General features: G+C 69.4%; 20 protein-coding genes. 7 read left to right on the forward strand and 13 right to left on the reverse strand.

Features of this window, described 5'->3' with window-relative positions:
* Together ACXJLU_RS09560 and ACXJLU_RS09565 are read left to right on the forward strand one after the other, a co-directional pair.
* The coding region (locus tag ACXJLU_RS09560; protein WP_457330240.1) for a phage tail tip lysozyme at positions 1-1,128 on the forward strand (1,128 nt) is incomplete at its 5' end.
* A 9-nt stretch (positions 1,129-1,137) separates the two neighbouring features.
* Positions 1,138-2,871 carry an eCIS core domain-containing protein gene (locus ACXJLU_RS09565; RefSeq protein WP_457330242.1) on the forward strand — a complete coding sequence of 578 codons (1,734 nt, stop codon included), beginning with the start codon at positions 1,138-1,140 and terminating at the stop codon, positions 2,869-2,871.
* Here ACXJLU_RS09565 and ACXJLU_RS09570 read toward each other — a convergent pair whose 3' ends face one another.
* From ACXJLU_RS09570 to ACXJLU_RS09600, 7 genes are read right to left on the reverse strand one after another with little or no spacing between them, the layout of a single operon-like run.
* On the reverse strand, positions 2,872-3,876 hold the full coding sequence (locus ACXJLU_RS09570; protein WP_457330244.1) for a right-handed parallel beta-helix repeat-containing protein: 1,005 nt from the start codon (positions 3,874-3,876) through the stop codon (positions 2,872-2,874). It abuts the gene before it with no gap.
* A gap of 21 nt (positions 3,877-3,897) precedes the next feature.
* Positions 3,898-4,683: a 2OG-Fe(II) oxygenase gene (locus ACXJLU_RS09575; RefSeq protein ID WP_457330246.1), complete on the reverse strand. Its 786-nt coding sequence runs from the start codon at positions 4,681-4,683 to the stop codon at positions 3,898-3,900.
* Positions 4,684-4,687: 4 nt separating this feature from the next.
* Entirely contained in the window at positions 4,688-5,455 is a 768-nt protein-coding gene (locus ACXJLU_RS09580) for a Stf0 family sulfotransferase (protein WP_457330248.1), read from the reverse strand.
* Positions 5,452-6,345: a polysaccharide pyruvyl transferase family protein gene (locus ACXJLU_RS09585; protein WP_457330250.1), complete on the reverse strand. Its 894-nt coding sequence runs from the start codon at positions 6,343-6,345 to the stop codon at positions 5,452-5,454. Before ACXJLU_RS09585 ends, ACXJLU_RS09580 begins: the two co-directional genes overlap by 4 nt.
* Positions 6,342-7,967 carry an ATP-binding cassette domain-containing protein gene (locus ACXJLU_RS09590; protein WP_457330252.1) on the reverse strand — a complete coding sequence of 542 codons (1,626 nt, stop codon included), beginning with the start codon at positions 7,965-7,967 and terminating at the stop codon, positions 6,342-6,344. Before ACXJLU_RS09590 ends, ACXJLU_RS09585 begins: the two co-directional genes overlap by 4 nt.
* Before the next feature lie 59 nt (positions 7,968-8,026).
* The gene (locus ACXJLU_RS09595) at positions 8,027-9,025 is read right to left on the reverse strand and encodes a glycosyltransferase family 2 protein (RefSeq protein WP_457330254.1); all 999 of its coding nucleotides are present in this window, start codon (positions 9,023-9,025) and stop codon (positions 8,027-8,029) included.
* Positions 9,026-9,058: 33 nt separating this feature from the next.
* Positions 9,059-10,375, reverse strand: coding sequence for a leucine-rich repeat-containing protein kinase family protein (locus tag ACXJLU_RS09600; RefSeq protein ID WP_457330372.1), 1,317 nt, complete (start codon positions 10,373-10,375; stop codon positions 9,059-9,061).
* A 103-nt stretch (positions 10,376-10,478) separates the two neighbouring features.
* On the opposite strand from ACXJLU_RS09600, the gene ACXJLU_RS09605 reads away from it, so the two are divergent.
* Genes ACXJLU_RS09605 through ACXJLU_RS09615 form a run of 3 tightly spaced genes read left to right on the forward strand, consistent with a single transcriptional unit; the run spans position 10,479 to position 11,699 of the window.
* On the forward strand, positions 10,479-10,793 hold the full coding sequence (locus ACXJLU_RS09605) for an ArsR/SmtB family transcription factor (protein ID WP_073466123.1): 315 nt from the start codon (positions 10,479-10,481) through the stop codon (positions 10,791-10,793).
* Positions 10,794-10,795: 2 nt separating this feature from the next.
* Positions 10,796-11,260 carry an SRPBCC family protein gene (locus tag ACXJLU_RS09610; RefSeq protein WP_457330256.1) on the forward strand — a complete coding sequence of 155 codons (465 nt, stop codon included), beginning with the start codon at positions 10,796-10,798 and terminating at the stop codon, positions 11,258-11,260.
* A 4-nt stretch (positions 11,261-11,264) separates the two neighbouring features.
* Entirely contained in the window at positions 11,265-11,699 is a 435-nt protein-coding gene (locus tag ACXJLU_RS09615; protein WP_457330258.1) for a GFA family protein, read from the forward strand.
* 1 nt (position 11,700) lies between these two features.
* Here the strand turns inward: ACXJLU_RS09615 and ACXJLU_RS09620 are convergent, their stop codons facing one another.
* From ACXJLU_RS09620 to ACXJLU_RS09640, 5 genes are all read right to left on the reverse strand, one after another.
* Positions 11,701-11,865: a hypothetical protein gene (locus tag ACXJLU_RS09620; RefSeq protein WP_457330260.1), complete on the reverse strand. Its 165-nt coding sequence runs from the start codon at positions 11,863-11,865 to the stop codon at positions 11,701-11,703.
* 9 nt (positions 11,866-11,874) lie between these two features.
* Complete coding sequence (locus tag ACXJLU_RS09625; protein WP_457330262.1) at positions 11,875-13,653, reverse strand: hypothetical protein; 1,779 nt, start codon at positions 13,651-13,653, stop codon at positions 11,875-11,877.
* 152 nt (positions 13,654-13,805) lie between these two features.
* Positions 13,806-15,329 (reverse strand): amidase, encoded by a 1,524-nt coding sequence (locus tag ACXJLU_RS09630; RefSeq protein WP_457330264.1) that lies wholly within the window; start codon positions 15,327-15,329, stop codon positions 13,806-13,808.
* Between the two features lie 5 nt (positions 15,330-15,334).
* On the reverse strand, positions 15,335-16,315 hold the full coding sequence (locus ACXJLU_RS09635; RefSeq protein WP_457330265.1) for a Bug family tripartite tricarboxylate transporter substrate binding protein: 981 nt from the start codon (positions 16,313-16,315) through the stop codon (positions 15,335-15,337).
* Between the two features lie 24 nt (positions 16,316-16,339).
* Positions 16,340-17,467 (reverse strand): NAD(P)/FAD-dependent oxidoreductase, encoded by a 1,128-nt coding sequence (locus ACXJLU_RS09640; protein ID WP_457330267.1) that lies wholly within the window; start codon positions 17,465-17,467, stop codon positions 16,340-16,342.
* Positions 17,468-17,519: 52 nt separating this feature from the next.
* On the opposite strand from ACXJLU_RS09640, the gene ACXJLU_RS09645 reads away from it, so the two are divergent.
* Both ACXJLU_RS09645 and ACXJLU_RS09650 read left to right on the forward strand, forming a co-directional pair.
* Positions 17,520-18,146, forward strand: a complete 627-nt coding sequence (locus ACXJLU_RS09645; RefSeq protein ID WP_457330269.1) for a helix-turn-helix domain-containing protein — start codon at positions 17,520-17,522, stop codon at positions 18,144-18,146.
* An 85-nt stretch (positions 18,147-18,231) separates the two neighbouring features.
* Entirely contained in the window at positions 18,232-19,383 is a 1,152-nt protein-coding gene (locus ACXJLU_RS09650; protein ID WP_457330271.1) for an NAD(P)H-dependent flavin oxidoreductase, read from the forward strand.
* On the opposite strand, the gene ACXJLU_RS09655 is transcribed toward ACXJLU_RS09650, so the two are convergent.
* Positions 19,367-20,038, reverse strand: coding sequence for a helix-turn-helix domain-containing protein (locus tag ACXJLU_RS09655; RefSeq protein WP_457330273.1), 672 nt, complete (start codon positions 20,036-20,038; stop codon positions 19,367-19,369). The genes ACXJLU_RS09650 and ACXJLU_RS09655 overlap by 17 nt on opposite strands.
* Positions 20,039-20,061 lie beyond the last annotated feature (23 nt).

A 20,061-nucleotide genomic window follows, 5' to 3' on the forward strand; every position in this document is an offset into this window, starting at 1 on the left:
GCCGGCGCGAGCGCGGTGCAGGCCCGGGCGTACACGCTGGGCCGCGACATCGTGTTCGGCGCCGGCGAGTTCGCGCCGCACAGCGACAGCGGCAGGCACCTGCTGGCGCACGAGCTGACCCATGTGCTGCAGCAGCAGGGCGGCGCGCCCCTGCAGCCGCAGGCACAGCCGCTGCGCCGCCGGCCCGCTCCCGCGACGGCCACCACGGCCGCACCGACCACCGCCGCCGCGCCGCCGGATCCGCTGGCCGCAGCGCTGACCGACTCCGAATGGCGGCAGGTCGACCTGTGGATGAGCCGTGGCGTGATCGGCGTCGACAAGCTGGGCGCCGACGCCGCCGAGAACGCGAACCTGATCGCCGCCAACCTGTTCTGCGAGCGCGCGCTGTATGCGCCGGAGTTTCGCGAGGGCGACCTGCCGCCGGTGTGCCTGTTCCCGCGGCTCGCGACCGACAACCCGCGTGTGGTGGCACTGAGCAAGGAGGTGGCGCGCTTCGGCCCGCTGGTGCACTGGCCGGCGGTGCCGCTGGACAGCCGGCAGGTGCGCGCGATGGACCGCCTGGTCGACGTGCATGCGTTCCCGGTGAACGCCGCGGCCGGCATCGTCGGCAACCTCGTCGTCGAGTCGGCGGTGCTGCCGAGCCGCATCGAGCGCAGTGACGAGAGCACGCCGATGCGAAGTCCGCGTATCACGGGAAAGCCGGGTGTCACGGGCAAGGCCACCGACTTCTCGCCCCCGGAGGTCAAGGGCCGCGACGAGCGCAAGCAGGTCGGGCCGCAGCCGCCCGGCATCGGGCTGGGTCAGTGGACCACGCCGGCGCGCCGCGACGCGCTGTTCGCGCGCCAGGGCAAGGGCGCATCGATCCTGTTCGACATGGATGCGCAGGTCGATTTCCTGGTGACCGAGGTGCGGGCCATCCGCGGCCTCGATGCCGCACTGATGCGTGCCGGCATCTCGGCCGATGCGGCCAGCGACGAGTTCCTGTACCAGTTCGAGATCCCGAAATCGATCACCGACGGGCACGGCGGCAAGCTGCCACGCTCCGACCCCGCGGTGCAGACGGAGTTCGGGACGCGGCGCAGGAATTCGCAAAGCGCGCTGCGGGCGTACCGCAAGGCCCATCCCTAGTGAGCGCACATGGCGACCGAACGCGCAACGACCACCCGCCTGCCGGCAGGCCGCACGGCACCGCGCGAGGTGCAAGCCGCGGCGCTGCGGCAGGCGCAGCCCGTGGGCCTGGCCTCGGCGCGGGGAGCTTGCGCCTGCGGCGGCGGTTGCCCGCGCTGCCGCGGCGCCGCGCTGCAGCGCAAGCCGCAGCTCAGCACGCCGGGCGATCGCTTCGAGCGCGAGGCCGATGCGGTCGCCGACCAGGTGATGCGGATGGCGAGCGCGACGCCGGTGTCGGCCGGAGTCGCTGGGATCAGGAGCTTGCAGCGCAAGTGCGCCGACTGCGAGGACGAGGTGGAGGGCGCGACGATCCGGCGCGAAGCCGCTGGGGCCGGCGCGCAGTCGCTCGATACCGAGTCCGCAGCCCGCGCCGCGCAGCAAGGCGGGGCGCCGCTGTCGCCGGACCAGCGCGACTTCTTCGAGCCGCGCCTGGGCCATGACCTGGGCCACGTGCGCGTGCACACCGGTGGCTCGGCGGAGGCCGGCGCGAGCGCGGTGCAGGCCCGGGCGTACACGCTGGGCCGCGACATCGTGTTCGGCTCGGGCGAGTACAAGCCTGGCACGCCGGCCGGCCAGCGCCTGCTGGCGCACGAGCTGGTGCATGTGCTGCAGCAGGGCGAGCACCACCCCGACGCGCAGGCGGTGCAGCGCACGCTGAAGGTCGACGCCGCGGCGTCCGACGACCCGGCCACCGCGATCTCGACCATCAAGCCGCTGCTGACGGCGTTGTGCCCCGATTTCGACATCGCGGCGACCGGCCAGGTCTTGCCGAACAAGGGCAGCGATTGCGCCGGCTTCAAGTTCGGCGCGCTGGCCAAGGGCAAGCAGCAGGTCGGCTGCTGCTGCCTGTGCACGCTGACGGCGGCACCGGACGCCTGGCGCATCGTCGTGACCACCAAGGACGCACCCACCACCGACGAGGCCGGCAGGCAGGTCTCGATGACCCCCACGGCCGGCCCGGCGGCGCCCTCGCTGAGCTACTGGACCGCGGCCCAGAAGGTGCAGACCCTGCCGCTCACCGAGGCCTTCGGGCACGAGCTGTGCGGCCATGCGGCGCTGATGCAGATCAAGGCGCATCCGTCGTCCAGCGCCCCCGACACCGACCGCGCCTACAGCGACGTGCACGACCCCACGGTGCGCATCGAGAACGCGCTCGCCACCGAGATGGGCCTCGGCGGGGACCGGCGCGGCCTGGCCGGCAGTGGCACGCACCGCGGCGAGTCGCTGCGAGTCTTCAGCGTCGGGCCGTATGCGGCCGATGCCGACGACCCGGCGCCGTTCGCCGCGCAGATCAAGGCGGCGGTGGATTTCCTGAACGGCAACGAGCTGCTGCTGGTCGACGAGATCGGCCAGCGCAGCGCGGCCGACAAGACGGCGACCGTCGGCAAGACGCGCGCCGACAAGGTCGAGGCGGCGCTGAAGAAGGGCATCGCGAAGGCGGACGTCGCGGTCGAGACCACGCCCGGCGTCGACGAGACGCTGACCCGCGTGCGGCCGGCCACCGATGGCGGCGTGGGTGCGACGCCGGGTGTCGAACTGCGGATGGCGATCCGCCCCGCCGGGCTGGTCGTGCCGGCCGGCGCGGCACCGCCGAAGGCGCCGGTGCACGTCGGTCCCGCGAACCCGGCGGTGGTGGCGGCGCTCAAGGCCAAGGGGGCCGTCAACCCGTGCCACGTGCTGCTGTCGGGAACGGCCTGGCCTTGATCAGAGCTGCGAAATCACCTGGCTGGGCACCCCGTCCGATGTGGTGTTGCCGATCACGCGGTTGTTGCCGAAGGACACGTAGGAGCCGCCACCGACCGGCGGAAAGAAGCCGTAGCTGTTGCCCGACAGAAGCGTGTTGGCCAGCCAGATGATGGCGCCTGCGCCCTTGGCCAGCACGCCGCCGTCGCGGTTTCCGGATGACACCACCCGATCCAGGCTGATCGTGGAACTGCCACCCGTCGACGATGCCGCGACGCCCGAGGTGCCGTTGCCGGTGAGCAGGCTGTCGCTGACGCTGGCCGAACAGTTGTCGTTGAGGCGAATTCCCGTCAAGCCGTTGGCGGCCGAGGTGCTGTTGAACACCGCCAGCCTCGCGACACCGGCCGTCGGGGCGAGCCAGATGCCGTGTCCTGCGTTCTCGCGGATCACGCTGTTGGTCACCGTGACGTTCGTGGACGCGCTCGTGAGCACATCGATGCCGTTGCCGGTCTGCCCTCGAATGATGACCTGATCGATCTGGACGCTCGCCGCGGACAGCACGCGGATGCCCGCCTGCCCGCTGCCGTTCGCGACCGCGTCGATGGAGAGGTGGCGCAGCGTCACCTGGCCCGCGCCTGCATTGACGATGATCCCGTTGGTGCCGGCGTTCAGCACGCCCGCGAGAACACCGGTGCAGTCGATGACGATGGACTTCGTGATGGTGACGGCACCGAAACCTCCCGGGTCGATGCAATTGATCTCGCCATTCGTCGCGGTCTTGCTGATCGCTCCGGCGAAGGTCTTGCAAGGGGCCGTCCGGCTGCACGGGTTGACGTCGTCACCGACCCCGGAGACCCAGGTGCGCGAGGCCTGCGCTGACGCGACCTGCGGCACGCTCGACAGCACGAGCGCCGCGACCACGGCAACTGACGACGAGAGGATGGCCCTGATGATTTGCATGGATGCTCCGATCTGTTGATTGATGAAGAAGCGGTCTTCAATATCGCATCGGAGGACATCGATCACAACATCGAAATCACCGAGGGCCTATCCCACACGCCCCCGCGCCAGTGCCCTGAACCCCTTGAGAAGTCTCACCCCGAACCCTTGCGGAAGCGGCCGCCACAGATCGACCGAACTGGACAAGGTGACCTGCAGGAAATTGCGCGGATGGCGTTGCCGAACGATGGGCGAAACCGAATGCCATGACGCGTTGTTGCAGGGGAACATGACCAGCCGGTTCGCGCGCGGCACGATGGTGGTGGTGGCCCCGCCGGCACCATGCAGCAACAGGTTGCCGCCATCGGCCTCGGAGGGCTCGGACTCGGTGAAATAGAGCAGCATCGTCGCCGCACGCCTGCGGTGATCGACGTGAACGTTGCGCTTGTAGCCGACCCGCCCCTGCATCAGGTCGAACCTGACCCACAGATCGTCAGGCGCCAGCTCGTTGGCCGGCGGGTGCCGACTTTCTTTCTCGGCCCTCGACTCGACATGCAGCACGTGGCGCGCGTGATCCAGGTTCACCACCGCATCCTTCGAGAAGCAGGCAGCGAACTGCCGCAGCATGAAGTCGGTGAAGGCCTGGCTGTCACACGCCTTCCACAGGTCGCTCCACGCGCCATGGGTGGTCATGAGGCGGTCGAACCCGGCATCGCCTGGGTGGATGGTGAAGCCGGTCGGACCCGTGGCCGGCGGGCATTCCGGAAAGGTCGAAGCCAGTTCGTCGAACAGGTCCCGAGGCAGGAAGCCGTCGACACAGACATGGTCGAAGGGCAGCGTGTTCACCGGGAACGGCGGGCGATTCCACAGGTCGGAGACCGCGGGTTCAGTCATGGCGTCATCCTTTCGGCCGGGCGAGTTGGGCAAGACGCGAGAACTGTCGCCGAGCCCACAGCGTCGCGGCGGCCGGCAAAGGCTCCAGGCGCGACACATCCTTCTCGCGGGCGAGAAAGCGCCGCCGCCACTCGTCGGACAGCGCATCGCGCTGGACGTCGAGCGTCACCCGCTGCGGTTGGATCGGGTGCGCCCCCTCCAGACCGATGAAGCGGGCCACGGCATCGACGGCCGCTTGCGGTCGTGCCGCAACGTCCTCGTAGTTCAACTGCAGCGGCTCCAGGCCATTGCGTGCGAAGAAGAATTTCCAGCGTCCGGCGTCGCGGGCCGTCCGTGCCAGCGAATCGCAAATGGCGCGATGGTCGAACCGCGGGTCCGCCTGCACCGGTGCCGTCGAGCGGTATTGCCCGGTCTGGGTCGAGCGCACATCCGAGATGGCCTGGCCCAGCAGGTCCTGCCTCTCCAGGTGGATCCAGTGCAGCTGCGGCAACGCACTCGGCCAGTCGAGGCCGGCAATGCGGTCGAAGCTGGCGCAGAACATCTTCATGCCGTGCACGCCGTTCCCGGTGCCGCCGCGCAGCAGCAACTGCTGCAGCTGGGCATGCGGTTCGAGCGGATAGTCGGCGTCCCCGCGCAAGCGGATGCCGGCGCCGTTGAACCAGTCCTGCGGCCGGCCCAAGGTGCCCGTCGAGGCGAGCAGCTCGCACAGGTAGTTCGATCCGCTGCGAGGGTAGGAACAGATCACGTACGCAAGGGGGGTCGGGGTCGTCATCGGGCAAGTTCTTGCACGGCTGGTGGTCGCGGGGCCGACAGGATGAAATCCCGGCATCGCTCGGCCAGTTGTCGCGCCAGCGGCCGCCAGTGCTCGGGGTTGGGCGGCGGCGCCTTCAGGTCGAAATCGAAGCGCCCCGACAGGAAGGCGGCCGGCATCGCGACGTGCGCCAGGTCGAACCCCGGCTGCTGGCGCCTGCGATCCGGATCGACGGGCACGAACAGCACCGGCGTGCCGAATGCCAGGCAGGGCAGGGTGCAGTGCAGCCGCGTCGTGACCACCGCACGCGCGCGCGCATAGAGATCGAGCAGGGCCTGCGCGGTGGCCATGCGCTGCGCATGGCCCGTCGTGACCGCATCGTGATGCGTCACGCAGACGACCCGTGAAGCCGTCCGACGCCTCAGGGCCTCGACGTGCTGTGGCGGCAGATCACACGCCACGACGACATCGTCGCGCACCGCTGAACTCGCCGGCAGCGTCAAGGTGAGGCATCCGGAATGCCAGCTCGGGATGCGGTGACGCTGCAGGAGTTCGAACGTGGCCAGGTCGCGTGCGCCGACCGGGCCGTTCGCCGTCAGCCACGCCCGCCCCTGCGGCGTCAGCATCCGGGCGGCGGGCGGCGCGCGCCAGATGCGCCTGCGCGAACGCCGGGTGCTGAAGTGCATCGACAGGAGCAGCGGGCGGATGCGTGGGTGTGGCGGCCACTGCATGGGCGGTCCGAGGTACCACCCGTTGAGGATGGCGTGCACCGGGCCGGCACCGTCCGGCTCCCGTTGCAACGCGTCGCGCTGCAGCAGAGCGTCGACGCGTGGCAGGAAGCGCTGCGCAGCGATGCTTTGAACCTCATCGCCCAGGTTGGTCGTCTCGTAGGTGAGCAGCCCGAAACTCATGGCGCCCCCGTCGGCACCCGCTCGACCACGCTGCCGTGGCGAACGTCCAGGATCCGGTTGCAGCCGCGCAGTGCTGCGTCGCGGTGGGTGACGATCAGGATCGTCATCGACGCCCCGAGCGCATCCAGCGTGTCCAGGATGCCGGCCTCGGTGGCCGCATCGAGCTGGCTCGTCGCCTCGTCGAGCACCAGCACCGGCGCCTGGCGATACAAGGCGCGTGCGATGGCGATTCGCTGCCGCTGCCCGCCGGACAACAGAACACCGCCGTCGCCGACGCGGGTGTCCGCGCCCGACGGCAACGAGGCCAGCCACGGCACGAGCCCGGCGCCGCGGACGGCACTGTCGAACTGCGCGGCATTCACCGGGCTGTTCACCGCCGAATCCATGACGACGTCTCGAACGGATGCATCGCGCAGGTACACGTTCTGCGCGACACAGGCCAGCTGCCGCTGCCAGGCCCACAAGCGCTCATGCGAATCGAGCGGCACGCCATCGACCAGAAGACGTCCCGCGGTGGGCGCCACCAGGCCCAGCAGGATGTCGAGCAGGCTGGTCTTGCCGCTGCCGGAGGGGCCGACGATCGCCACGCGTTCGCCCTTGCGGATCGTCAGGTCGACATGGCGCAGGACGAGCTCGCGGTCGTCGTAGCGCATCTCCACCTGTTCCAGGGTGATCGAGCGCTCGAACGGCACGGCAGCGGCCGAGACCTGCGGCATCGGCAGCGCAGGCCGCTGCATCAGGCGAAGCGTTTGTGCGAGCACGTCGCTGTTGGCCTTGAAAAGCCGCCACCCCGCGTGGCTGCCGTTGATCATCGGCAGCAAGCGCTGCATGCCCAGCGCGGCCACGCCGATCACCGGGATGCCGGGAATCAGCCCCCCGGTTCGGCTGGACAGCAGCCAGACCAGCGCGACCGCGACCAGCACGACGACCAGTTCCACGACATGACGAGGCCCCAAGGCGGCGAAACGATCGCTCGCCTGGCGGGACCGGTAGTCCGCCTCCGCCTGGCGGAACTGCTCGGTGGCACGCGACTGCTCATGCGAGAGAACCAGGTCGCGAAAACCGCTCTGTGCTTCATGAACCACGTGGAGGCGGCGCACGGCCAGGGCCTGCAGCGTGGGCAATCCGTGTCCGGTGCGGCGGGTCGCCCAGACACTCGAGGCTCCGTACACCAGCGCCAGCAAGCCCAGCACCGGAAGGACGACGATGGGCGCGATGACCAGCAGGTAGGCCAGCAGCACGGTGGCCAGCGCGACGCTGACCAGGGCCTGCGCCAGCGGCCCGAGTGCGCCGTTCACCAGGCGCTGCATGTCTTCGAGCGCCGCGAACAACTCGGCAGACTCGCGCTTCACATGCTGAAGATAGGGTTGCCTGAGGGCACGGGAGAAGATCTCGGAACTCGCATCGCCGGCAAAGGCCAGCACGAACCCGTCCTGCAGTTTGAGGGTGGCCAATCGCGCCCCCGCGAGCGCGATGGCGCTGCCCGCAAAAACGAGCGATGGCACCAGGAGCTGTCGCTGGTCCACGGCATGCACGACGGTGGTCAGGAATTCCTTCAGGGCGATGAGCGTTCCGAGCTCGGCAGCCCCTGCGATGAGCATGACACCGGTCGTCAGGCCCACGGTGCGCCTGCGGCGAGCCGGGAGCACACGCCAGAGTGTCGCCAGCAAGGCCGCGGGGCTCATTCGGTCACCGGCCCATCGATGCGACCCAGGTTGATCGAAGGCTTGCCGGGCACCCATCGAAAGAGGTGGCCTGGCGGGAAGCGCCGGCGTGTGCGCCAGTTTCGCCACGCCAGTCGCATGCGGGTGGCCTGGCGCGCCATCGACGGCGACAGGCTGCAGACGAGGGCCCAGGCCATCACGCGCGCACTCGCGCTCAGGGGCCACAGGCGCATCCGCGCTGCCATGTCGGCCAGGATGCCGGGCGACCGGTGCGCCCAGAGTCGCAGGCCACCCAGTGTCCGGAAGACTTCAGGCTCGAGCCTGGCGGAGCCGTCGTGCCTGAACTCGCGCTGCTTCAGCGTGGCCGGCATGGCGTTCAGCGCCTGCTCGACATCCGCCTGGTCATCGGTCAGGCGCGCATTCATGCCGGTGACCCGGTACAGCAGCAGGTCATCGGCAATGACGAGGATGTCGCCGACTTCGACCAGCCGGAGGTAAAGCTCGGCATCCTCGAAATAGTTCGCGCGCTGGCAGTACCCGCCGATCTGGTCGAACGCCCATTTGCGGTAGAGCACCGAGGAATGCGCGATCGGGGGCGTGGGCCGGCCGAGGAGCGTCGACCGATCCACGCCGCGAACGGGCCGGTCGGCACCGTCGATGAGACTGAAGAGCGCGCCGACGAGCACCGCGGACGGATTCTCGGCCAGCGCCCGCAGTTGCAGCTCCAGCCGGCGCGGATGGCACAGGTCGTCGGCATCCATGCGGGCGACCAGCGGCGCACGCGCTTCGTTCGCGACCCAATTGGAACTGCGTGCCGGCCCGAGGCGCACCGCACTTGTCAACACGCGAATGCGCGGATCGAGCCTGGCGAAGGCCTCGGCGCATTCGGCGGACCCGTCGGTCGAGCAGTCATCCCCGATCACGAATTCAAAGTCACCGAAGCTCTGCCGCAGGATCGCTTCGATGGCCGCGCCGAGGTAGGGCATGGCGTTGTGCACCGGCATCACGACGCTCAATCGCGGCACCGCACCCTCGGTCAAGCCAGCCCCTCAGGCCGGTCGCGCGTCAGATGAATCATGAGTATTGCTCCCCGTGATGACCTCCGGGGATGGTGCCACATCGCAATGCAGCGCCACTTCATCGAGCAGGATGTTCAGGGCTCGGCGATCGAGCGCCTGCAACGCAGCGGAGCGTTGCGGGTCGTCTTCGGGCAGCAGCGACGCGGCACCCAGGTCGCTGAGCAAGGCACGACCTTCGCCATCGACCAGCAGGTTGTGTGCATAGAGATCGCCATGGGCGAGACCGCATGCATGCAGGTGGTCCAGCGCCTCGGTCGCCGCGCGTGCGACCGAGGTGGCCTGGGCGACGGACAAGTGCAAGTCGGCGCTGTACACGTCGCGGCTGCAGCTGACCATGTTGGGCGGTCCGGCGAGTGGCTTCCACTGCGGGGCGAGGCGCGGCAGCACGAGGCCTTGCGTGCCGTCAGGATGATCGGCGAGGGCGCCGAGCACGCCGACAAGGTGAGGGTGGCGGCCGGCCCTCAGCGTGGCGGCGATCTCGCAAGCGGGCAGGCCGTCGCTGGTCACAGCGCCCTTGAACAGTTTCACCGCCACGTCTTGCGCCGGGCCGCCGGCCGGCTGCCACTGCGCCGCATGGATGTGACCGGACGCCCCTTCGCCCAGCAGCGCTTGCAGCCGCAACTCGCGCCACGCGATCGGCGCGACGGTGGTCGTGGCCTGCGCGGCCTGCTCGCGCGCAGCGCTGAACGGATTGCCGGCATGGGCCAGCCAGGCCAGTTGCGGCAAGGCCAGCAGCTCGTCGGTCAACGCATGTTCTGCGCGCTCGAAGGCGTTGGCCGACAGCCGAAGCAGTTCGAGCCGCTGCAGGCGATCGATGCCCGCCGGCAGCCGCGTGAGCTGGTTGCCGGCCAGCATCAGCTTCTGCATGCGGCTGCAGTCGGTCAGCGTCGACGGCAAAGCCGCGATGCGGTTGTCGGTCAGGATCAGCCAGCGCAGCGTCGGTGCGAGCGCCGCGGCCGGCACGTCGGCGATCTGGTTGGCCTTGAAGCCCATCGTGTCGAGCGCCGGCAAGCGGCCCAGTACCGGCGGCAACGCGGTGAAGCGGTTGCCGGAAGCGAACAGCGTGTGGAGCCTGGTCAGGCGCGCCAGCCCGTCGGGCAGCGAGCTCAGCGCGTTGCCCGACACGTCGAGCACCTCGAGCGTGTCGGCCAGCATCAGCACCTCGACCGGCAGTTCGGTCAGGCCACCGCCGCGCAAGTCGAGGCGGGTGCAGCCTTGCAATTCGCCGGCGCGCAGGCGGGCCAGCGTGCGGGCAGTGCTCAGGTCGGGTTGCAGCGTGTGGTCCATCGGGCAGATCGGCGGGCGGCCCGCATTCTCGGTCATCGATCCAGCGCTTGACATGCAGGTATTTGCCTGCCTATCATGGGCTCACGCACGAACCTCGCAACGGATGGACGCAGACAAGGTATTCAAGGCACTGGGCGACCCGACCCGCAGAAAGCTGCTCGACCTGCTGTGCGAGCACAACGGGCAGACGCTGGGCGAGCTGTGCGAGCACCTCGACATGGCGCGGCAATCGGTCACGCAGCACATCGGGCTGCTGGAAGCGGCCAACCTGGTGAGCACGGTCTGGCGTGGCCGGGAGAAGCTGCATTTCATCAACCCGGTGCCGCTGCACGAGGTCTATGAGCGGTGGGTGCGCAAGTTCGAACGTCAGCGGCTGAGCCTGCTGCACGACCTGAAGAAGGAACTCGAAGGAGAGTGACGATGAGCAAAGAGAAAACCAGTTTCGTCTACGTGACCTACATCCGTTCGACGCCGGAGAAGGTGTTCGAGGCGATCACGAAACCGGAGATCGCGCGGCGCTACTGGGGCCACGAGAACGTGTCCGACTGGCAGCCGGGATCGGACTGGCAGCACATTCGCGCCGACGAGCAGCGCACGCTGCAGCTGGTCGGCAAGGTGATCGAGGTGTCGCCGCCGACGCGCCTGGTCATCACCTGGGCGAACGCCTCGCAGGCGGACGATCCGGGCAGCTACAGCCGTGTGAGCTTCGACGTGGCGCCCTACGACGAGATGGTGCGGCTGACCGTCACCCACGACGAACTCGAGGCCGGCAGCGGCATGGCCAAGGGCATCCAGCAGGGCTGGCCGATCGTTCTGTCGAGCCTGAAGTCGCTGCTCGAGACAGGGCAGGGCATCGATGTCTTCGCCAAGCCCAAGGCGGCGTGAAGCCATGACGACGCCCTACACCGGCGGATGCGCGTGCGGCGCGATCCGCTATGCCACACCGCACCAACCCATCTTCCAGAACCACTGCCAGTGCCGCGACTGCCAGCGGCGCAGCGGCACCGGGCATGGCTCCTGGCTGACCTTTGCCGCACGGGCCGAGATGGCGATCACCGGCGAGGCGACGCACTGGGAGGTTGCCGGCGACAGCGGCAACGTGAAGATCCACGCCTTCTGCCCGCGCTGCGGAACGCCGGTGTTCCTGCGCTTCGCCGCGATGCCGGACCTGATCGCGGTGCCTGCGGGCAGCCTGGACGAGCCGGGGCGCTTCGATCCCCACGTGCTCACCTACCGCGTGCGGGGGCTGGCGTGGGATGCCGTCGATCCGGCGCTGCAGGCGTTCGAGCGAATGCCGGTCGCCCAGGGCAGCGCCTCGCCGTGACTCACTTCTTGTCTTTTTTCTCGAGCGCCTCGAGGCGGCGGAGCTCCTCTTCGCGCTCCTTTTTCCTGTTTTCCCCGACAGCCTTCTCCAGCGCCTCCCGCAGCGCCTTGGGATCATTCTTGAGGTGATCCAGCCCCAATCGCTTCAATCGTGCATCCGAGGACATCCTGATCTCCTATAGCTTCTTCAGTTCCACTTCCTGATCTGCCCGAGCAATGACGTCGACCGGGCTCTCGTCGGTGGAAAGCACCGAGCTTGTGCCCCAGACGATTCCCGTGCCAGGCAGCCGCGGCTTCTCGATCGAGTCCTTGCTGTGCAGGATCTGGCTCAGCGTCAACAGGCGCGGTATGTTCATGACATTGAACGTCGCGTCTTCCTTGCTGATCAGCCAGTAGGTCTCGCTTCCGATGACCCGCCAGCGCACGTTCTTCTCGCTGATCTCGACCTTGGGCTTGCTGCGCATCGCCACTTCCCCCTCCAGCGGCTTGACGAAGATCGTCGGCAATCGAAGGCTGTTCAATTCCGCCACCTCGTGCCCGGTGTCCGCAGCGACGGAAAAATCCTTCCTTTCCTTCTGCCTGATCTTCTTGTCCTGCACATGAACATCGACGGCAGCCTGGGCTTCTCCCAGCACCTGCCTGACGGCGCCGGCCTGCACATCCCCGATCTTCGCCACGACGACAAAACTGAATTCGTCGCCCCCGTGCCGGAAACTCACGACGTCTGCCTTCAGTGACCGGACGTGCTTGTCGGCAGTATCAGACATGAACCTGAACACATTGTCGGAATCGCCACGCGTCAGGTTGTCGTTCAAGCCGCCCAGGTTTCTCACGTCGACCTCGACGTAGGCAGCGTACACGTCAGGCTTCTCCCTGACGAAGAGCCTGGCCTTTTCGACCGTTCCCAGGCGATCCCCGGCCGCGTCGAAGCCCGTCAACGGTTCTTTCTCGGACCTGCCCGCGATCTGGTACAGGTCCGCCGCCTGGACCTCGTCGAGCTTCAGTCGGTCCGCCAGTTCAAAGAATGAATCCCGTCGCGCCAGCGCCTGCCCTTTGAAGATGCCTGGCGCTGCGCCTTGAGATTCATGCCCGCCGCGTGGACCGATCCCGACATCGGCGGGCTCTCGCGCCTGATCGCGCTCGCCGGTGTCCGCATCGTCGCGTCGAGCGGGCCTCGCATCCATTTCGTCGACCTTGAAAGCCAGGTCCACGCCGGGCCGGCTGGGGGCTTTGGGGTTGGCGATGCCAGCCAGATCGCGTTCTTTCTTGACCTCGCCCCACGCCAGCTCGGCGCCCTTCAATGCAAGCTCCGTCTCTGCTTTGATGGTTTCCCCGGCGCCGACGATCATGAATCCGAACTGGCTTCCTTCATGCCGGTATCCCCGCACCTGGTATTTGATTCTCAATGCGGCGAGGCTTTGCCTCACGCAGTCCGCCATCCTCCCGAAGATCGCATCAGCACCGGCGTGCCCTTTGGCGGCATTCAAGCCGGCCAGGTTGCGGAACTTGATCGTGGCATAGAAGACCTTGTCGGTGTGGCCATCGCTTCCGACGTAGTCCCTGGCCAGCTTTCTGCTCGCATCCTTGTCCGTGGAGATCATCAGGTGGGTGACTGGATCCAGGTCGTCGCCGCCGCTTCGCCCATAGAGTTCCGTTGCGGCCTCCGTCTCGACGAGATACGTCTGCGCCTTCGCAATGAACGCTTCCTTTCGCAGTTCCGCACTGTCCTTGAATGCGCCCTGAATCACGCCGGTCCGTGACTGGAACGAACTTCCGAACGCTGCCTGCAGTGCGCGTCGCTGCGCCAGCAAGCGCGGCGACCGATCGATGCCCGCCTGGAAGCTGCCGTACCGGGTCGCGACCGCGCCAGCAGGGGGGCGAATCGGCTCTCGCTCGCCTGGCTCGGCTGCAGTGCCGCGCTGCGCCGTGTCGGGGCCGGTGTGGCTGGCTTTCATCGAAGCGCTCCTGGGTGGCAGACCCGTTCGTCCGCAGCACGCCCATGGTAGGAACCGCCGAGGTCCGGCGCCATCGGTCAATTGCTGAGATGTCGAGGAACTTCCGCGTACCCGCCTGGCGCGGTTGAAACGCCAGGGCGCCGTGCGGCCGGTCAGACCGCGGTCGGCGCGCCGCCTGCCGTGTCGCCGGATGCCTCGGGCGGATGCGTCACGATGCTCTTCAGCTCCGGCCGCGGCGCGCGCAGCGCGTCCAGGTCGGGCCGCGGCCGATGCAGCGCAGGTATCGTCTCGAAGCAGTGCTCGAGCGCTTGCGCGGCCGCGAGCAGAGCGGCATCCCCGCGCAGCCGCCCGATCACCTGCAGCCCGAACGGCATGCCATGTTCGTCGCGCCCGCAAGGAAGCGACAGCGCCGGGTTCGTCGCGAGCGTGACCACATAGGTCAGCCCGAGCCAGTGGTAGTAGTTGCGCATCGCCTGGCCGTCGATGTTCCGGGCATACAGCTCGGTCCACGGGAACGGCGTGACCGGCGTGGTCGGCGCGATGATCAGGTCGTAGCGCTCGAAGGCGCGCGCAAAGCGCCGCGCGATGCGCGTCTGCTCGAGATGCGCCCAGGCGCGGTCGGCGAGCGTGATCGACGCCGCCATCTCGACATTGGCGCGCACATTGGGCCCGAGCGTTTCGGGGGCGCTGCGGAAGGTGTCGGCGAATGCGGCGACGAAGCTCTCGGCGCGCAGCGTGTCGAACGCCCGGTCGGCGTCGCCCAGCTCGAGGTCGACCGGCTCGCAGCAGGCCACCCACGGCCGGATCGCTTCCACGCGCGTGCGAAACACGCGCCGGATCTCCGGGTCGACGATGCACAGGCCGAAGTCTTCGGTCGTGCCGACGCGAAGCCCGGCCAAGTCCACGCCGGCGAGCGGCCAGAACGACGCGCCGTGCGCCGCATGCGACAACGGGTCGCGTGGGTCGAAGCCGACCGCGGCGGCCAGCTGCAGCGCCGTGTCGCCGACGTCGCGCCCCATCGGCCCCAGCACCGAGAGGACCGACCAGCCGAGCGGCCGCGYATCGTTGGCCACCAGGCCGGGCGAGGGCCGCAGGCCGACCAAGCCGCACAGGGCCGCCGGGATGCGCAGCGAGCCGCCGGTGTCGGAGCCGGTCGCGATCGGCAGCATGTCGACCGCCAGCGCGGCCGCCGAGCCGCCCGACGAGCCGCCGGCGTTCAGCGCGGGGTCGAAGGGGTTGCCGGTCGCGCCCCACACCGGATTGCGCGTGTTGGCGCCGGCGCCCATGTCGGGCACGTTGGTCTTGGCGGTGACGATCGCGCCGGCCGCGCGCAGCCGTGCGACGAGCCCGTTGTCGTGCACCGGCACGTTGGCACGCCGGCCGACGTTGCCGTGGGTGGTGAGCAGCCCTGCGGTGTCCAGCAGGTCCTTCACGCCGAGCGGCAGGCCGTGCAGCAGGCCCAGCGGCACGCCGCGCATCACGTCGGCCTCGGCCTGGCGGGCGCTCGCGCGGGCGCGCTCGAAGTCGGTGGCGGCGATCGCGTTGACGGCGGGGTTGAAGGCTTCGATGCGCGCGATGCAGGCGTCCATCAGCTCGACCGGCGAGAGCTGCCGGCTGCCGATCAGGCGGCGCAGCTCGACGGCGGAGCGCTCGGGCAGCGTGGGGTCGTGGCTCATGGTGCTCACTCCAGCGGAATGTTGGCCTTGTGAACGTAGGCCCGCAGCAGCGGCATCTCCTTCGCCACGCGCGCATCGTAGAACGAGCCCGGCTCGTACGACACGTCGACGCCGGCCTTCTCGAGATCGGCGCGGCTGACGGGATCCGCCAGCGTGTCGGCGAGCGCCTTGCCCAGCACCTTCTGCACGGCAGGCGGCAGCCCGCGCGGCGCGACGATGGTGATCCACGGCAGCATCTCGAACCCGGGGTAGCCGGCCTCGGCGATGGTCGGCACCTGGGGCAGCGAGGGCGAACGCCGCGCCGACGTGACGGCCAGCGCCTTCACATGGCCGGCCCGCAGCATCGGCAGCGCGGCGACATTGGTGTCGAAGCTCAGGAGCACCTGGCCGCCGATCAGGTCCGTCATCGCCGGCGAGCTGCCCTTGTACGGCACGTGCAGGATGTCGACGCCCGCCACCAGCTTGAACATCTCGCCGGCCAGGTGCGCGGTGGTGCCGTTGCCGAACGATGCGTAGGCCAGCTTGCCGGGTTGCGCCTTGGCGAGCGCGACCAGCTCCTTCACGCTGTTGGCCGGCAGCGACGGGTTGGCCAGCAGCACCAGCGGCGAGGTGCCGATCAGGCCGATCGATTCGAAGCTCTTCTGGGCGTCGTACGGCAGCTTCGCCTTCAGCGCCGGGTTGACGGTGAAGGTGGTGTTGGAGCTGATCAGCAGCGTGTGGCCGTCGGCTGCCGCCTGGGCCACCGCGCCCGCGCCGATCGTGGTGCCGGCGCCGGCCTTGTTGTCGACGATGACGGGCTGGGCGAGCCGCTGTCCCATGCCCTTCGCGATGATGCGGGCCATCGTGTCGGTCGCGCCCCCCGGCGGGAAGGGCACGACCAGCGTCACCGGCTTCTCGGGGAAGCCGGCCGCCAGCGCCGGGCTGCATGCCAGCGCGCCGAGCAAGACGCAGAACAGCGAGGCGAGGCGGGTGGTGGTTCTCGACATGGACGGTCCTTTCGAAAAAAAAGATCAGCGCAAACGTTGCGGCGCCAAGGCGTGCACGTCGACGCCCTGTTGCACCAGGTCGGGCGGCAGGGCGGTGCCGCGCAGCAGCGAGGCGGCCAGCGCCGCGGCGCCGGCCGCGCTCTGGATGCCGTAGCCACCCTGGCCGGCGAGCCAGAAGAATCCGGGGCAGTGTTCATCCCAGCCGATCACCGGCTCGCCGTCGCGCACGAACGAGCGCAGGCCGGCCCAGGTGCTGGTGGGCCGGCGGATCGTGAGCGTGGTGACGGCCTCGATCTGGTGGATGCCGAGCGCGATGTCGAGCTCTTCGGGCACCACGTCGTGCGGCACGGTCGGGTCGGCATTCGCGGGCGAGCCGAGCAGCCGGCCGGCGTCGGGCTTGAAGTAGTAGCTTTCGTCGACACCGACCACGGCCGGCCAGTCCGACACGTCCGATCCTTCGGGTGCCTTGAACGTGAAGGCGCTGCGCCGGTGCGGCACCAGGCCGATCGGCGCCGCACCGAACACGGCCGCCACGTCGTCGGCCCAGGCGCCGGCGGCATCGACCACGGCCCGCGCCAGCACGGCCTCGCCGTCGGCCAGGCGCAGCGTCCAGTGGTCGTTGCTGCGCTGCGCGGCGATGACGTCTGCGCTGGTGCGGAGTTCGCCGCCGCGGGCGCGCATGCCGCGCAGGAAGCCCTGGTGCAGCGCGTTCACGTCGATGTCCTGCGCACCAGGCTCGTAGAGCGCGCCGTGCACCACGTCGGGCCGCAGGCAGCCGACGCGGGCCAGCGCCGCATCGGCGTCGACCCGATCGAGCAGGCTGCCGCTGGCCGCCAGCGTGCGCTGCATGGCTTCCAGCAGGGCCTCCTGGCCGTGCGTGGCGAGGTAGAGCACGCCGCGCGGCGCGAGCAGCGCAGCCTGGGTGAAACCGTGCGGTGGCGTCTCGTAGAACGCCCGGCTGGCCCGCGTCAGCGCACGCACGGCCGGCGGGCCGTAGCTCTCCATGAACATGGCCGCCGAACGGCCGGTGGCGTGGTAGCCGGGCTGGGTTTCGCGCTCCAGCAGCAGCACGCTGCGCTCACCGGCCAGCTGCCAGGCAAGCGACGCACCGGCGATGCCGGCGCCGACGATGGCGACATCAAATTCTCTCATACGAGAATTCTCACATGCGAGAATCGTGCCCGCAACCCCTGCCACAGGAACGATGCCCAAGCTTCGAACGACGAGTCGTCCGCCCGCCCGCACGACAGCCGCCGCCTTGCCCGACCGCGAGCGCGTCGGCGAGCGCCTGCGCGCCATCCGCAAGCGGCACGGGCTGACGCTGGGGGCGCTGTCCACCCGTTCGGGCGTCGCGCTGTCGACCTTGTCGAAGATCGAGCTCGGGCAGATCTCGGTGAGCTACGAGAAGTTCGCAGCGGTCGCGCGCGCGCTCGACGTGGACATCGCCTCGCTGTTCGACCCGGGCGCCGATGCGGCGCCGGCCGCGGGCCGCCGGCCGGTGGTGGTGCGCAGCACCCTGGACGCCGCACCCCGCTACGACGCCGAGAACTACGACTACCGCATGCTCGCCACCGGGTTCCCGGCCAAGCGCATGACGCCGCTGCACGGCATCGTCGTCGCGCGGCAGATGGCGCAGTTCCCCGACTACATCCGCCACCCGGGGCAGGAGTTCGTGATGGTGCTGTCGGGCCGCGTGCGCATCCACTTCGAGACCGGCGAGGTGGTCGACCTCGCGCGCCAGGAGTCGGCGTATTTCGACAGCGGCGTCGGCCACGTCTACCTGTCCACCGGCAAGGCGGACGCGCGCGTCGTGGTGGTGATGACGGAGTGAGGGGCGCCGGGCTCATCGTCATTCGTGTGGATGGCGCCGCTGCGCAGCATGAGCAGAATGGAGCGCTTGCAGGGAGAGCCTCTACATGAGCAATGACATCGCGTCGCAGCGCCGGCGCCTGCTGCTGTTGTCCGGCCTGGGCGGATCGGCGTTGGCGGCCGGGCCGGCCCGCGCCGAGGACGAGCTGGCCCACGGTGGCCACCACCCGCCCAGCCTGGACACCCGGCTCACGCGCGGCTACGGCGTGCGCCATCCCTTCGTCGGTGCCGGCATGGGCTTCGTCGCGCTGCCGTCGCTGGTGGCGGCGGTGTCGAACGCCGGCGGCATCGGCGTGCTGGGCAACGGCATCGAGCCGCCGCCCGGCACGCAGGCGCTGATCCAGTCGATCAAGGCCGTGACGGCGCGGCCCTTCGGCGTGGATTTCATCTTCGACGACTCGGCGTTCGGACCGCTGGTGACGGATGCGCACATCGATGTCTGCATCGCCGAGCGGGTGCGCCTGGTGGTGTTCCACATGAACGTGCCACCGCGCGCCTGGGTCGACCGGCTGCATGCGGCGGGGGCTCGGGTGTGGATGCAGGTGGCCTCGGTGCCGCAGGCGCTGGAGGCAGCAGCCGTCGGGATGGATGCGGTGATCGCCCAGGGCTCGCAGGCCGGCGGACACAACAAGAGCGGCACGCGCACGCTCAAGCTGCTGCAGCAGGTGGTCCACGCGGTGCGGCCGTTGATGGTGCTGGCCTCGGGCGGCATTGCCGATGGCCAGGGCGTGGTCGACGCCTTGTCCCACGGGGCCGATGGCGTCTGGGTGGGCACGCGGCTGGTCGCGTCGAGCGAGGCCCATGCGCATCCGGAATACAAGCGCCGCATCGTCGAAGCCCGCGGGCACGCCACGGTCACCACCACGCTGTTCGGACCGGAGTACCCCGGGCGGCCGTACCGCGTGCTGCGCAACCGGGTCGTCGATGAATGGGCCGGCAGGGAAGGGCAGGTGCCGAACCCGCCGCCGCCGCCCGCCGTCATCGGCAGCACGCTGCTGTTCCCGTTGACGCTGAAGCAGAACTACAGCATGCCCAAGTTCAGCGCCATCGTGCCGACGCCCGAAACGACCGGCGACTTCGAGGAGATGGGGCTGCCGGCCGGCTCGGAGAGCGTGAAGTTCATCAAGCGGGTGCAGCCTGCGGCCGAGATCGTGCGGGAGATGATGGAAGAAGCCCAGGCGCTCATCCGGGCGGCCTGACCGGGGCCGCTCCGCCCTGCGCGGCGCCTGGATGCCCGGCGATCTGCCGCGGGGTCTGCCCGAGGAATCGCTTGAGCGAATGCGTCAGGTGGGCCTGGTCGGTGAATTCGAGCTCGGCGGCCACTTGCGACGGCGCCTGCCCCAGGCGCAGCAACCGCGCGGCCTCGTGGGCGCGGGCAATCTGCTGGAAGGCCTTCAGGCCGAGGCCGGTCACCTCTGCGAAGTGGCGCTGGATGCTGCGCTCGTCGAGCCGCTGGCGCGCGCCCTGCAGCGCGCGCGAGACCACCGGGTCACGCTCCAGCAGGCCCTTGCGCGCCAGCGCGGACACGAACGCTTCGACGTTGTCGAAGCGGGGCACCTCGAAGCGATCGGGGCCGATCCAGACACTGCGATCCGCCTCCACCGGGCACGGCACGCCCTGGTTGAACGTCAATCGCCCCGGCAGGCGGGGCATGTAGACCTCGGGCTTGAAGGCGATCGTCAGCATCTCGTCGCCGGCCCGGCTGTCCACCGCGAGGGGTGCCGCGATCTGCCCGGTCTGGATGACCAACAGCGGGCCGCCGCCGCGGCGCAAGAACAGCAGGTCCCAGGAGCCGTCGGGCAGCGCCATCTCGCGCACGTCGCCGGCGTAGCGGGCACGGCGGACCTTCGCCACCAGGGGCGAGTCCGCCGCGCGCT

The sequence above is a fragment of the Rhizobacter sp. P5_C2 genome (assembly GCF_054049715.1).